The organism is Agrobacterium sp. RC10-4-1 (assembly GCF_014138475.1).
GTDB lineage: Bacteria > Pseudomonadota > Alphaproteobacteria > Rhizobiales > Rhizobiaceae > Agrobacterium > Agrobacterium pusense.
The window spans coordinates 709021-722574 of sequence record NZ_JACJIT010000001.1 but is presented as its reverse complement, the minus strand read 5'-3'; the positions used below and the strand labels follow the sequence as shown (position 1 = coordinate 722574).

Genomic DNA, 13554 nt, shown 5'->3' with positions numbered 1-13554 from the left:
ATGTGCGCAGGCACGAGGAACTCCCGCCCCGCACTTGCGTTGATGAGCAGGTCCCTGACAAAAAAAGCAAATACGATTCCATCCCCCGCATGCGAAAGTAACCCGCACAAATGACGACAGACCAGATTCTCGCCTTCGTCGTCATCGCCGGCATGATGGTGGCCTTCATCTGGGACAGGTTTCGTTATGACGTCGTCGCCTGCAGCGCGCTGCTGGTGGCTGTAGCACTCGGCGTCGTGCCTTTCGACAAGGCATTTTCCGGCTTTTCGGATGATATCGTCATCATCGTCGGCAGCGCGCTGGTTGTCAGTTCGGCGGTGGCGCGTTCAGGCATCGTCGACATGACGATCAAGAAATATTTCCCCGAGATGCATTCAAAAGGCCTGCAGCTCGCCTTCCTGATGATCGTCGTCGCCGTCATGTCGGCCTTCATCAAGAACATTGGCGCACTCGCCATCATGATGCCTGTCGCGTTCCAGTTCGCCCGCAAATCCGGAAGCCCGGTTTCCTATTACCTGATGCCCATGGCGTTTGCCGCCTTGCTGGGCGGGCTGATGACGCAGATCGGCACATCGCCGAACATCGTCGTCTCGCGCCTGCGTGAGGAGATGACCGGTGAGAGCTTCTCGATGTTCGATTTCACGCCCGTTGGGGCTGGCCTCACCGTCATCGGCATCATCTTCCTGACCTTCGGTTATCGGTTGCTTCCGGTGCGCAACCGGGAAAAGGCCTCTGTCGAGGATATTCTCGACCAGTCCGCCTATACCGCCGAAGCGACGCTGCCTGCAGACAATACCTTTGCGGACAAGCCGCTGCGCGAACTTCTCAAGCAGGCCGATGGCGATGTCATCGCCAGCACCATCCTGCGCGGACCGCGGCGCATTTCCCCCTTTCCCGACGTGACGCTGAAGGCCGGAGACACGGTTCTGCTCGAAGGCAGCCCGGAAGGCCTCGACCGCATCGTCTCCCAGGCAAAGTTGCTGCTTTCCGGCAAGCCCCTGATGGAGAACGGCCAGAAAACCGCCGATCTCATTTCCATGGAGGCCGTCATCAGCAACGAATCCGTTCTGAACGGCATTTCGGCGCGGGAACTCGCGCTGTCCTATACGCGTGGCGTCAACCTGATCGCGGTGAGCCGGCGCGGCCAGCGCGTCAGCCAGCGCCTCTCGGAACTGACATTGCAGGCGGGTGACGTCATCCTTTTACAGGGCAGCCGCAAGAACCTGCCGCAGGTGCTGCAGGAATTTTCGCTGCTGCCTCTGGCGCAGCGGGAGATTCTGCTCGGCGTACAGCGCCGCGCGCTTTTGCCGGTCATCGTACTCGCCGCCGCCATGATCGCGGCCGGCAGCGGTCTGGTCCCGGTCTCGGTCGCCTTTTTCGCAGCCGCCTTCATGATGATCGTCGTCGGCGCCATTCCGCTGACCGAAGTCTACAAATCCGTCGATGGCCCGATCCTCGTCATGCTCGCCGCCCTCATTCCCGTCAGCGACTCGCTGCGCACCAGCGGCGCCAGCGAGTTGATCGCCGCCTGGCTCGGCAACGCGGCTCAGGGCCTGCCGCCCTTTGCCGCGCTCGGCATGATCCTGCTCACCGCCATGGCGGTTACGCCCTTTCTCAACAATGCCGCAACGGTGCTGGTCATGGCGCCGATTGCAGCGGGTTTTGCCACCACGCTGGGTTTCCGGCCGGAGGCCTTCCTGATGGCGGTGGCGATCGGCGCGGGCTGCGATTTCCTCACCCCCATCGGGCACCAGTGCAATACGCTGGTCATGGGTCCCGGCGGTTATCGTTTCAGCGACTATCCGCGGCTTGGCCTGCCGCTGTCGATCATGATCGTCGTCGCCAGCATTCCCATGCTGCTTTACGTCTGGCCGGTCAACTGAAGCCAGCCGGCAGGACCAGCCGACCTCTGGAGACTCCATATTTCCTTGACGCCTGCGGCAGAATATGGCCTAAGCCCAAGCCGAACGGGAATATGAAAAAGGCACTTTCCTTTCGCCTTTTGACATGATGTCCTGCCGCATCCAAACGAAAACTCCGTGGTATCAGGGTGGAACCGCCCCGATGTCACCGCCACGTCACGACGAGTGAAATTCATGACCACTTCCGGCGTTCGCGTCCGCATCGCACCTTCCCCCACCGGCGAGCCGCATGTCGGCACCGCTTATATCGCGCTGTTCAACTATCTCTTCGCCAAGAAACACGGCGGCGAGTTCATCCTGCGCATCGAGGATACCGACGCCACCCGCTCGACCCTCGAATATGAGCAGAAGGTGCTGGAAGCCCTGCGCTGGACCGGCCTTACCTGGTCGGAAGGCCCCGATGTCGGCGGCCCTTACGGTCCGTATCGCCAGTCAGAGCGCAAGGCCATGTACTGGCCCTATGCCGAAGAACTTCTGGAAAAGGGCCATGCCTTCCGCTGTTTCTGCACGCCCGAGCGGCTGGAGCAGATGCGCGAGGCCCAGCGTGCCGCCGGCAAGCCGCCGAAATACGATGGCCACTGCCTCAACCTGAAGGCCGAGGAAGTGACCGCGCGCGTTGCCGCCGGTGAAGCGAACGTCGTGCGCATGAAAATCCCGACCGAAGGCTCGTGCGATTTCCATGACGGCGTTTATGGCGATGTCTCGATCCCGTGGGATTCCGTCGACATGCAGGTGCTGATCAAGGCCGACGGCATGCCGACCTATCACATGGCCAACGTCATCGACGACCATCTGATGAAGATCACCCATGTGGCGCGCGGTGAAGAATGGCTGGCTTCGGTGCCCAAGCACATTCTGCTGTACCGTTATTTCGGCTGGCAGGAGCCGGTGTTCATGCATCTCTCGCTGATGCGCAACGCCGACAAGTCCAAGCTTTCAAAGCGCAAGAACCCGACCTCGATCTCCTATTATTCCGCGCTCGGTTACCTGCCGGAAGCGCTGATGAACTTCCTCGGCCTGTTCTTCATCCAGATCGCAGAGGGCGAAGAACTTCTGACCATGGACGAGCTCGCCGCGAAGTTCGACCCGGAAGCGCTGTCCAAGGCCGGCGCCATTTTCGACATTCAGAAGCTCGATTGGCTGAACGGCCGCTGGCTGCGCGAAAAGCTTTCGCCGGAAGAGTTCATTGCCCGCACACTGGAATGGGCGATGGAGAATTCCCGCCTGACCGAGGGCCTGAAGCTTGCGCAGAGCCGCGTTTCCAAACTCGGCGAGCTGCCTAACCTTGCCGGCTTCCTGCTCGCAAGCGATGCCGGCCTCACGCCCGCCTCCTTTGCCGGGCTGAAGAGCAAGCCGGAAGAAATCCACGAAATCCTCACCACGGTTGCCGCAGACCTCGAAAAGATGCCCGACTGGAACGTGGAAGCCATCGAGGCGGAGTTGCGCGATGTGGCCGAACGCACTGGCAAGAAGCTGCGTGTCGTCACGCCGCCGCTTTTCGTCGCCATGTCCGGATCGTCGCGCTCGCTGCCGTTGTTTGACTCGATGGCGCTGCTTGGCCGCTCCGTCGTGCGCCAGCGCCTGAAGGCTGCGATCGCCGTTGTGGCCACGATGGTTGGCAGCGGAAGCTGATGATGACGTGCTGGCGGTGACGGCAGCATTTTAGAATACGCCCTTTGCCTGGGGCTCACCCCCCTCTGCCCTGCCGGGCATCTCCCCCTCAAGGGGGGAGATCGACAAGCGGCTGACACCTTGCCCATGGAACGGGCGGGCGCGGCATCTGATCTCCCCCCTTGAGGGGGAGATGTCCGGCAGGGCAGAGGGGGGTAACCCAGAGCGCCAAGGGTAACCGCAACGAACAAGCCCGCTAAAGGCGAACACGATGACCGACACCAAGACCGAAACCACCGCCCTCTCCTCCGACGCGACAGAAGTGCGCCGCCAGAAACTTGCGCTGCTGCGCGAGCAGATCGGCGACGTTTATCCGGCGCATTTCCACCGCACGATGAGCAATGCCGAGCTGGCGGAAAAATATGCCGATATCGAAGCCGACGTCGAGACCGGTGATACGGTGACGGTGGCGGGGCGCGTTTATTCCTCGCGCAATTCCGGCATGTTCATGGATATTCATGACGCCTCGGGCAAGGTGCAGATCTTCTCGCACAAGGATACGACGCCGGAAGCGGCGCGCAACCTGCTGCCGATGATCGATATCGGCGACATCATCGGCGTGACTGGCAAGGTGCGCCGCACCAAGCGCGGTGAGCTGACGATCAACGCCGAAGAAATCACCATGCTGACGAAGTCGCTGCTGCCAATGCCCGAGAAATGGCACGGCGTCTCCGACATCGAGCTGCGTTACCGCAAGCGCCACCTCGACATTCTCTCCAACGAGGAATCCAAGCTGCGCTTCCTGCAGCGCTCGAAGATTCTCTCCGGCATCCGCCGCTTCATGGAGGCCGAAGGCTTCCTCGAAGTCGAAACGCCGATGCTGCAGACCGTCTATGGCGGCGCGACCGCCGATCCGTTCAAGACCTTCCACAACACGCTGAAGATGGACATGTATCTGCGCATCGCGCCGGAACTGTTCCTGAAGCGCACGCTGGTTTCGGGCCTGTCCGACAAGGTTTTTGAAATCAACCGCAACTTCCGCAACGAAGGCGTCTCCACACGGCACAATCCTGAATTCACCATGATGGAGTGCTACTGGGCCTATGCCGATTACGAGGACATCATGGGTCTCGTTGAACGGCTGTTCGAGACGCTGGCGATCTCGCTCCACGGCACCACAGAGGTGGAATTCCAGGGCCAGACGATCTCGTTCAAGGGTCCGTTCAAGCGCGTGCCGATGCCTGATGCGGTGAAGGAAGCAACCGGTATCGACTTCCTCGCCATCAAGACCGACGAAGAAGCCCGAGCTGCCGCCAAGGCCGCCGGTTTTGCTGTCGAGAAGGACTGGACCTGGGGCGAATGCCTTGCCTTCATCTTCGAAGAGAAGGTGGAAGGCACGCTGATCCAGCCGAGCCACGTCACGCACTTTCCGAAGGACATCTCGCCCTTCGCCAAGGAAGTGCCGGGTGAACCGCGCCTCGTCGAGCGTTTCGAAAGCTATTGCAACGCTTGGGAAGTGGGTAACGCCTTCTCGGAACTCAACGATCCGGAAGAACAGCGCCGCCGCATGGTGGAGCAGCTGGAACAGGCGCATGCGCGTGGCGAAAAGGACAAGCAGCTGGACGACGAGTTCCTCGACGCCATCGACCAGGGCATGCCACCCGCCGGCGGCCTCGGCATCGGCGTCGACCGCCTGATCATGCTTTTGACCAACGCCCCGTCGATCCGCGACGTCATTCTCTTCCCGGCCCGCCGCAACAAGGCGGATTGAGGCACCAAGAGCGCTGCCCGGTTCGAATTTCCGGGCAAGCTGCAATCCCCTTGAAGTTGGCGCTGAAGGGTGAATATTCACTCAACCTCATCCTCGGGCTTGTCCCGAGGATTTGCTAACGTAGCGATTTTGTTGACGTGCTTAGAGGCGTGGGACAAGCCCAAGGATGACGTTGCGCAAGCATGACAAGGCAGCGTCGGCGGAACCTGCCGCCGGCATAAAACAGGAACGCATCGGCAACAGCCGAATCCCTCTCAATGCCCCGCCTTGGCCTTTTCGCCAGCAGCTTCCTCTGCCACCGCCGCCTCTCCGTCCATCGGTTTTTCCTCCGCCGCCTGCGCGGTGGTCGAACCTTTTCCGAAGATCAGTGACTTCAGATAGGACAGGCTGAAGATGCTGCTGCCCTCGGCTTCCGGTGTCGAGGTCAGAAGCTCGTCGGTGACGGTCTCACCATGCGCTTCGGGAGACGGAGTTTCATCATGTGCTTCCGGAGCAGTTTCGCCATGGCCGGGCTCCGTTGGCGCAGCGTCATGTTCGCCGCTGGCCCCGCCCTTGCTTTCGCCGTGACCTTTGGCGGACTTGCCCTCGTGGCCGCCCGCTTCCGGCTCCGCAACCGGCGTCGCACAATCGGCGAAGTCGCTGAGGCTGGCAGCCATGGCTTCGGTATCTTCAAGCGGCAGATCGATGCGCAGACCGTAAAACTGGCCGCTGCCATTTGCTGCGCCGTCATAATAGAAGGCTGAATAACGGCGGGCCTCGGCGCCCTCGGGAATTTTCGCCGGATCCGGAATGAAGACCACCTGTGCGGCAATGGCCCGGCCGCGCATTTCCGAACGCAGCTGCGGACCGTTCCTGTCAAGCACGGAGACCTGAACCAGATCGGGCTTCTGTTTGTCGTAAACCGCTTTGGCGACGCGCAGGGCGGTTTTCAACCGCTCCGTGCCGTCTCCGCCTTCGGTGCGAATGAACTTGCGTACCCATAGCGAGCCGTTCTTGCGGATATTCACTGTCTGGACTGCGTCGCAGGAAAGCCCGTTGGTGGAGGCATAGGATGGGCCAAGCAGCCGCTCGCTGCCGATGAACACGGCAGCGGAACCGGTCGCGCCTGCCAAAAGCAGGATCCCGCCTCCAATCATAACGAGCTTGCGCGAAAACCGCATTCGTCCGAATACAGCTTTCACCCGCAACATCCTGACATCAAGTACCCCGCCTCTCGCCCTCACCCCGGAAACGTGGCTCGAAGGATGAGGAACACACGCGGGATAAGCTTCGGACCACGCTGTCCGAGCCTTCCGATAGTGCCGCTTTCTCATTGAAAAAAGTTTAATCCCGCAGGCAAGATACCCGCAAAAGCGCATCATTTTCGGACATTTCAGAAATCTCAAGATTTGCGAATGATTTGCAATAGCGTTGACAAAGGTGATTTTATAACAGATGGTATTGCGAATTAGTCGCAACAAAATCTGGTGAGCACGTGAACGTCCAAAAATTCCGCCACGCCATTTTCGCTTTCTCGCTTTTTCTTCCGGGCGTCGGCTTTGCCCAGGAAAAACCTGTTGTCGTGACCACCTTTACCATCATCGCCGATATGGCGCGCAACGTAGCGGGTGACGCGGCCGAGGTGGAAAGCATCACCAAGCCCGGCGCGGAAATCCACAATTACCAGCCGACGCCCCGCGACATTCTGAAGGCCCGCAAGGCCGATCTGGTGCTGCGCAACGGACTCAATCTGGAATTGTGGTTCGAGAAATTCCTGACTAACCTCTCCGGCGTGCCTGATGTGACGGTGAGCGATGGTGTGAAGCCGATGGCGATCAGCGGCGGCGCCTATCAGGGCAAGCCCAATCCGCACGCCTGGATGTCTCCCGATAACGCCTTGATCTACGTCGAAAATATTCGCAAGGGCCTGAGCGAGATCGACCCCGCCCACGCCGATGTCTACGCCGCCAATGCCAAGGCCTATTCGGACAGGATCAGGGCCACGGTGCAGCCGATCCGCAATGAACTTTCGGCCCTTCCGGAAAACAAGCGCTGGTTGGTGACGAGTGAAGGCGCCTTTTCTTATCTCGCCCGCGATTTCGGCCTGAAGGAATTGTTCCTCTGGCCGGTCAACGCCGACAGTCAGGGCACGCCCCAGCAGGTTCGGGGTGTGATCGACGCCATGCGCGAGCATAATATCCACGTCATCTTCAGCGAAAGCACCGTTTCCGCCGATCCCGCCCAGCAGGTGGCCAAGGAAACCGGTGCGGCCTATGGCGGCATTCTCTATGTGGATTCGCTGAGCGAGGCTGATGGTCCCGTCCCGACTTACCTGGACCTGCTGCGTGTGACGAGCGAAACCATCGCCAAGGGACTGTCTTCATGAGAATGGGGAGTAAAAAATCAGGCGGCGGCCTGACGGTTCAAAATGCGACAGTGACCTATCGCAACGGCCACACCGCATTAAGAGATGCCAGCTTCTCCATTCCCCGCGGAACTATCACGGCACTTGTCGGCGTCAACGGCGCCGGCAAGTCCACGATTTTCAAGGCGATCATGGGTTTCGTTCCTTTGGCCGCCGGTTCCGTCTCGATCTTCGACCTGCCGGTAAAGGAGGCGCTGAAGAAAAACCTCGTCGCTTACGTGCCGCAGGCGGAAGAGGTGGACTGGAGCTTTCCGGTGCTGGTGGAAGACGTGGTGATGATGGGCCGTTATGGCCACATGAATTTCCTGCGCATCCCCTCGAAGCGCGATCACCAGATGGTGGAAGAGGCGCTGAGACGCGTCAACATGCTCGATTATCGCAAGCGTCAGATCGGCGAACTCTCCGGCGGGCAGAAGAAGCGAGTGTTTCTGGCTCGCGCGCTGGCGCAGGAAGGGCAGGTGATCCTGCTGGACGAACCTTTTACCGGTGTCGACGTGACGACGGAGGAGCAGATCGTCGCGCTTTTGAAGGCGCTGCGCGACGAGGGCCGCGTCATGCTGGTCTCCACCCACAATCTTGGCAGCGTTCCGGAATTCTGCGACCGCGCCGTCTTCGTCAAGGGTACGGTTCTGGCGTCGGGCAAAACAAGCGACACCTTTACAGAGGAAAACCTGCAAAGGGCTTTCGGCGGCAGCCTGCGCCACTTCGTTCTCGGCGGGGCAGAGTTGCATAGCGACGCCGATCCGCGCCGCCTGAAGGTCATAACCGATGACGAGCGGCCCTTCGTGATCTACGGCAAAAATGGCCAGGACAGGCGCGATTCTGAGGCTCCGAAAGAGAAAGCCGATGATTGACACCCTTCTTGAGCCTTTCACCTATGGTTACATGTTGAACGCCATCTGGGTCAGCGCACTGGTGGGCGGTGTCTGCGGCTTTCTCTCGGCCTATCTGATGCTGAAGGGCTGGTCATTGATCGGCGATGCGCTTTCCCATGCCATCGTTCCCGGCGTTGCCGGAGCCTATATGCTGGGCCTGCCCTTTTCGCTCGGCGCTTTTCTCTCCGGCGGGTTGGCGGCCGGGTCCATGCTGTTTCTGAATCAGAAGACACGGCTCAAGGAAGATGCGATTATCGGCCTGATCTTCACCTCGTTTTTCGGGCTTGGCCTGTTCATGGTGTCGCTCTCGCCGACCTCGGTGAATATCCAGACCATCGTGCTCGGCAATATCCTCGCTATCACCGCTGAAGACACCATCCAGCTGGCTTTGATCGGCGGTATCAGCCTCCTTGTGCTTTCGCTGAAATGGCGCGACTTCATGGTGGTGTTCTTCGATGAGAACCACGCCCGCACCGTGGGGCTGAAACCGGAAGCGCTGAAGGTGATCTTCTTCACCCTGCTGGCCGCTTCCACGGTTGCCGCCCTACAGACCGTCGGCGCTTTCCTCGTCGTCGCCATGGTGGTGACGCCGGGCGCTACTGCCTATCTCCTGACCGACCGTTTCGAGCGGCTGATCCTGATGAGCCTCATCATCGGCGCGGCCACCAGCTTCATCGGCGCCTATCTCAGCTATTTTCTCGATGGCGCGACCGGCGGCGTCATCGTGGTGCTACAGGCGGCGATCTTCCTTGCCGCCTTCGTCTTTGCACCCAAACACGGCCTGCTCGCCTCTCGCGCCAAGGCGCGCAGGGCGCTGGAGGAAACGCCATGAGTGAATATCTCGAACTGGCCATACTGCCGTTTCAGCTGCCTTTCATGCAATATGCCTTCCTGATCACGCTGATGATCGCGGTGCCCATGGCAATGCTCTCCTGTTTTCTGGTGCTGAAGGGCTGGTCGCTGATGGGGGACGCCGTTTCCCATGCCGTGCTGCCTGGCGTGGTGATGGCCTATATCGTTGGCATCCCGCTTTCCATCGGAGCCTTCATCGCGGGCATGATATGTGCCCTCGGCACCGGTTTCATCAAGGAAAACAGCCGCATCAAGGAGGATACGGTGCTCGGCATCGTCTTTTCCGGCATGTTCGGGCTGGGACTGGTGCTTTACGTGAAGGTGCAGAGCGACGTACATCTCGACCATATCCTCTTCGGCGACATGCTCGGCATCGCGCCCTTGGACATGCTGGAGACGGGCGTGATCGCGCTTTTCGCCACTCTGTTTCTCGGCATCCTGCGGAAGGATCTGCTGGTCAACGCCTTCGATGCGCAACATGCAAGAGCCATCGGCCTGCCCGTGCGTGTGCTGCATTATGGCCTGCTGATGGTGCTGTCGCTCACCGTAGTCGGCGCGCTGAAGGCGGTTGGCATCATTCTCTCCGTCGCCATGCTCGTCGCACCGGGCGCAATCGCCTTCCTGCTGACCCGGCGTTTTTCCGCCATGCTGCTGGTGGCCATTGCGGTGGCGGTCGCCTCGTCGCTTGCGGGCATATGGCTGAGTTTCCTGATCGACAGCGCTCCCGCCCCCACGATCGTGCTCTTCATGAGCGTCACCTTCGTCGCGACATTCGTCCGCACCATCTGGAAAACCCGCCGTACCGACACGGCCCGTGAGACGGCAATATAAAAGAACGATTTTTACGGGCGCGTGGAACATTTTCTCCTTTTGCGCGTCATTTTATCGAGCCTGTCGCGGGGCGGCGGCTCGGGAAAATTTCGCAAAAGGGGAAGCGCCATGCTTAAATGGGCTCTTATTTTCTTTGTCATTTCTTTGATCGCGGGCGTGTTCGGCTTTACCGGCATTTCGGCAGCCGCAGCCGGCGTGGCCCGCATTCTGTTCTTCATCGCCGTGGTGATCTTCCTGGTCTTCCTCGTGCTTGCGCTGATGGCCGGAAGCGCCGTCGTCTGAATGAAAAAGGCGACCGGTTGTCACGCCGGTCGCCCTCCTCTCTCCCTTAAAATCCGTCAGCCCGTCCAGCCGCCATCAATGACATGGATCTGGCCGGTGGTGAAACCTGCTTCGTCTGACGCGAGGTAGGTGACGAGCGCTGCGATCTCTTCCGGCGTGGCGATGCGGCCCATAGGCTGGCGCGCGATGAAATCTGCAAGAGCCTGTTCGTAATTGCCGGTGGCGCGCAGACGATCATGCAGCGAAGGGCTATCCACCGTTCCGGGGCAGATGGCGTTGCAACGAATGCCCTTTGTCACGAAGTCCGCCGCAATCGCCTTGGTCAGGCCCACAACGGCGGCCTTGGAAGCGGTGTAGGCAAACCGGTTTGGCACGCCCTTTACGCTGGAAGCAACCGAGGACATGTTGACGATTGCGCCCTTGCCCTTCTCCAGCATGCCGGGCAGGAAAGCGCGGCAGGTACGGTACATGGCCTTTGCGTTGAGGTCGAAGGAAAAATCCCAGTCCTTCTCCTCACACTCGAGGATGGTGCCGGAATGAACAAAACCGGCGCAGTTGAACAGCACATCCGCATGGCCGATATCGGCGGCAAAATCTTTTACGCCATCGCCGTCGAGCACGTTCAGAACCCGCGTCTCTGCCCCCTTGAGCGTAGAAAGCGCCTGCTCATTGATATCGGTGGCGATGACGCGCGCCCCGAGCGACACGAACCGCTCTGCCGCCGCCCGCCCGATACCCTGACCGGCCGCGGTGATCACCACTGTCCGGCCGTTAAAATCCTGCACCATGAATAGCCTCCCGCTAAGGCACGCCCGCCTGCCGGGGCCGAGCCGTTGAATTTCAGTGATCTCAAATATGGATCGACAATTCATATGTAAACGCGGTATTCATATGGCGTCAAGCAAACTTGCGTGGACGGCCGGTATAGGGCAAGCCTATTTTCAGGCCCAGCCCGGCGCCGGCGACCATACACACCATCATCATCGAGGCCAGATGACCGACGACGACAGCGAAAGATATCGCGCTCCCGCCCTCGACAAGGGCCTGGACATTCTCGAACTTCTGGCCCGCACCGATGGCGGGCTGACACAGATCGAGATCGCCAAGTCCATCGGAAAGAGCCCCAACGAGCTTTACCGCATGCTGGACCGGCTGGTGCGCCGGGGTTATGTGCAGCGGCTTGACGGCGATCGATTCTCTTTGACGCTGAAAATGTTCGGGCTGGCGCATTTCCATGCGCCGATCCGCCGGCTGGTTTCCTTCGCGGCCCCTGTCATGCGCGATTTTTCGGCGAGTGCGGAGCAGGCCTGCCATCTGGCGGTCCATGATCGCGGCAGCGTTGTGGTCATCGCCCAACAGGAATCATCCACCTACTGGGCCATGTCCATGCGTGTCGGCGCGCAGATGAGCCTGTTCCACACCGGCTCGGGCCACGTGCTTCTGGCCTTCCAGACAGAAGCGCAGCGCCAGATCATGATAACCGAACAGGTGCGCGGCAGCGGCGAGACCATACCGCACGGTCTTGCCGATCGGCTGGCAGAGGTGCGCAAGAACGGCTTCGAATCCATGGACAGCCTCCAAACCGCCGGTGTCCGCAATATTTCCGCTCCGGTGCTGACGCTCGATGGCACCGCGCTGGCCGTGATCACCTGCCCCTATATTACCCCTCTTGGCGGCAAGGCGCCCACACGCGAGGCCTGCGAGGTGTTGATCCGCGAGGCAGCAAAACGTATCTCCGAGATCGTGACGGGCACCATCTGAGCACAAAAAAACGCGACCGGCAGGGATCCGATCGCGTTTCAGTTGACTGGAGTGTCTCGTAAACGTCGGGGGAACGCGGATGGTTCCCCCTTTTTTCGTCAGGCGGCGGCGGCCGTCAGTTCCTTGCGCACCATTTCGCGCAGCGTCACCAGATCCTTGGCGAAGAGGCGGATACCTTCCGAGAGCTTCTCGGTAGCCATTGCGTCTTCGTTCAGCGCCCAGCGGAATGCCTTCTCGTCCAGCGACTGCAGCGGCTCGGCCTTGACGTTGTCTGCCGAAAGCTTGCGCTCCAGCTTGCCGGTATCCTTGTCCAGCTCTTCCAGCAGCGCCGGGCTGATCGTCAGGCGGTCGCAACCGGCAAGCGCTTCGATTTCGCCGACGTTGCGGAAGGACGCGCCCATGACGACGGTGCTGATGCCATTGGCCTTGTAGTAGTTGTAGATGCTGCGCACGGAAACGACGCCCGGATCGGTCTCGGCGGTGTAGTTTTCGCCGGTCGACTTCTTGTACCAGTCAAGGATACGGCCGACGAAGGGCGAAATGAGGAAGACCTTGGCTTCGGCGCAGGCAATCGCCTGAGCCTGCGAGAAAAGGAGCGTCAGGTTGCAGTCGATGCCTTCGGACTGCAGCACTTCGGCAGCCTTGATGCCTTCCCAGGTGGAAGCAAGCTTGATGAGGATGCGTTCACGCTCGATGCCGCGCTCCTTGTAGGCGGCAATGATGTGGCGGGCCTTCGTGATGGAGGCTTCGGTATCGAATGAAAGGTCGGCATCGACTTCCGTCGATACGCGGCCCGGCACGAGGCCGGCAAGCGCTGCCCCCACGGAGATGGCCAGACGATCGGCAACGGCGGCAACAACGGCGTCGGACTGGCCGCCCTGCTTCTTGCCCCAGGCGACGGCTTCCTTGACCGCATCGGCAAATGCCGGCGTGCCAAGCGCCTTCAGAACGATTGTCGGGTTGGTGGTGCAATCCACCGGCTTCAGGCGGGCAACCGCCTCGATATCGCCGGTGTCGGCAACGACCGTGGTGATGGCGCGAAGTTGTTCGAGTTTGGATGTCATATCGAATGATCCTTCATGATCTCTTGAAAACTTGCTCAGCCGTCATTTCGTTCCCGCACCATGGGTGCGCCCAAGGCCGAAATCGCGGTTTCGTCGGCTTCGACTATCGCAAGCGGCACGGTCGAAAGTCAAGACATTTGCGCATCGCAATTGACATAAGTTTCATGCCTGCGATACTCGG

Annotated in this window: 12 protein-coding genes; 9 read left to right on the top strand and 3 right to left on the bottom strand. The window is 60.2% G+C overall.

All coding sequences use genetic code 11. The annotated features are described in order from the left end of the window. Positions 1–110: 110 nt before the first annotated feature. The 3 genes from FHW77_RS03250 to lysS all read left to right on the top strand — a co-directional run bounded on the left by FHW77_RS03250 (position 111) and on the right by lysS (position 5304). Positions 111–1883: an SLC13 family permease gene (locus tag FHW77_RS03250; RefSeq protein WP_004445217.1), complete on the top strand. Its 1773-nt coding sequence runs from the start codon at positions 111–113 to the stop codon at positions 1881–1883. Between the two features lie 213 nt (positions 1884–2096). Then, entirely contained in the window at positions 2097–3554 is a 1458-nt protein-coding gene (gene gltX, locus FHW77_RS03245; RefSeq protein ID WP_004445218.1) for a glutamate--tRNA ligase, read from the top strand. 250 nt (positions 3555–3804) lie between these two features. After that, positions 3805–5304: a lysine--tRNA ligase gene (gene lysS, locus FHW77_RS03240; RefSeq protein WP_004445220.1), complete on the top strand. Its 1500-nt coding sequence runs from the start codon at positions 3805–3807 to the stop codon at positions 5302–5304. 254 nt (positions 5305–5558) lie between these two features. Here lysS and FHW77_RS03235 read toward each other — a convergent pair whose 3' ends face one another. Beyond that, positions 5559–6494 (bottom strand): hypothetical protein, encoded by a 936-nt coding sequence (locus tag FHW77_RS03235; RefSeq protein ID WP_153775763.1) that lies wholly within the window; start codon positions 6492–6494, stop codon positions 5559–5561. Between the two features lie 284 nt (positions 6495–6778). Between FHW77_RS03235 and FHW77_RS03230 the strand changes: the two genes are divergently transcribed. The 5 genes from FHW77_RS03230 to FHW77_RS03210 all read left to right on the top strand — a co-directional run bounded on the left by FHW77_RS03230 (position 6779) and on the right by FHW77_RS03210 (position 10548). Beyond that, entirely contained in the window at positions 6779–7669 is an 891-nt protein-coding gene (locus FHW77_RS03230) for a metal ABC transporter substrate-binding protein (protein WP_004445223.1), read from the top strand. Next, a complete protein-coding gene (locus tag FHW77_RS03225) occupies positions 7666–8562 on the top strand; it encodes a manganese/iron ABC transporter ATP-binding protein (RefSeq protein WP_004445226.1) in 897 nt (298 codons plus the stop codon). The genes FHW77_RS03230 and FHW77_RS03225 overlap by 4 nt, the downstream gene beginning before the upstream one ends. Beyond that, positions 8555–9415 carry a metal ABC transporter permease gene (locus tag FHW77_RS03220; RefSeq protein WP_004445228.1) on the top strand — a complete coding sequence of 287 codons (861 nt, stop codon included), beginning with the start codon at positions 8555–8557 and terminating at the stop codon, positions 9413–9415. The genes FHW77_RS03225 and FHW77_RS03220 overlap by 8 nt, the downstream gene beginning before the upstream one ends. Then, entirely contained in the window at positions 9412–10266 is an 855-nt protein-coding gene (locus tag FHW77_RS03215; RefSeq protein ID WP_004445229.1) for a metal ABC transporter permease, read from the top strand. Before FHW77_RS03220 ends, FHW77_RS03215 begins: the two co-directional genes overlap by 4 nt. A gap of 108 nt (positions 10267–10374) precedes the next feature. Further along, positions 10375–10548, top strand: coding sequence for a DUF1328 domain-containing protein (locus FHW77_RS03210; RefSeq protein ID WP_003499086.1), 174 nt, complete (start codon positions 10375–10377; stop codon positions 10546–10548). 56 nt (positions 10549–10604) lie between these two features. Here FHW77_RS03210 and FHW77_RS03205 read toward each other — a convergent pair whose 3' ends face one another. Further along, complete coding sequence (locus FHW77_RS03205; RefSeq protein WP_004445231.1) at positions 10605–11336, bottom strand: SDR family oxidoreductase; 732 nt, start codon at positions 11334–11336, stop codon at positions 10605–10607. A 205-nt stretch (positions 11337–11541) separates the two neighbouring features. Here FHW77_RS03205 and FHW77_RS03200 point away from each other — a divergent pair, with 205 nt between their 5' ends. Next, positions 11542–12309 (top strand): IclR family transcriptional regulator, encoded by a 768-nt coding sequence (locus FHW77_RS03200; protein WP_004445233.1) that lies wholly within the window; start codon positions 11542–11544, stop codon positions 12307–12309. A gap of 98 nt (positions 12310–12407) precedes the next feature. Here FHW77_RS03200 and tal read toward each other — a convergent pair whose 3' ends face one another. After that, positions 12408–13373, bottom strand: coding sequence for a transaldolase (tal, locus tag FHW77_RS03195; RefSeq protein ID WP_004445235.1), 966 nt, complete (start codon positions 13371–13373; stop codon positions 12408–12410). Positions 13374–13554: the final 181 nt, after the last annotated feature.

Coding starts and splice junctions, on each gene's coding strand:
- FHW77_RS03250 (WP_004445217.1), top strand. CDS start 111: ATGACGACAGACCAGATTCTCGCCTTCGTCGTCATCGCCGGCATGATG.
- gltX (WP_004445218.1), top strand. CDS start 2,097: ATGACCACTTCCGGCGTTCGCGTCCGCATCGCACCTTCCCCCACCGGC.
- lysS (WP_004445220.1), top strand. CDS start 3,805: ATGACCGACACCAAGACCGAAACCACCGCCCTCTCCTCCGACGCGACA.
- FHW77_RS03235 (WP_153775763.1), bottom strand. CDS start 6,494: ATGTTGCGGGTGAAAGCTGTATTCGGACGAATGCGGTTTTCGCGCAAG.
- FHW77_RS03225 (WP_004445226.1), top strand. CDS start 7,666: ATGAGAATGGGGAGTAAAAAATCAGGCGGCGGCCTGACGGTTCAAAAT.
- FHW77_RS03220 (WP_004445228.1), top strand. CDS start 8,555: ATGATTGACACCCTTCTTGAGCCTTTCACCTATGGTTACATGTTGAAC.
- FHW77_RS03215 (WP_004445229.1), top strand. CDS start 9,412: ATGAGTGAATATCTCGAACTGGCCATACTGCCGTTTCAGCTGCCTTTC.
- FHW77_RS03210 (WP_003499086.1), top strand. CDS start 10,375: ATGCTTAAATGGGCTCTTATTTTCTTTGTCATTTCTTTGATCGCGGGC.
- FHW77_RS03205 (WP_004445231.1), bottom strand. CDS start 11,336: ATGGTGCAGGATTTTAACGGCCGGACAGTGGTGATCACCGCGGCCGGT.
- FHW77_RS03200 (WP_004445233.1), top strand. CDS start 11,542: ATGACCGACGACGACAGCGAAAGATATCGCGCTCCCGCCCTCGACAAG.
- tal (WP_004445235.1), bottom strand. CDS start 13,373: ATGACATCCAAACTCGAACAACTTCGCGCCATCACCACGGTCGTTGCC.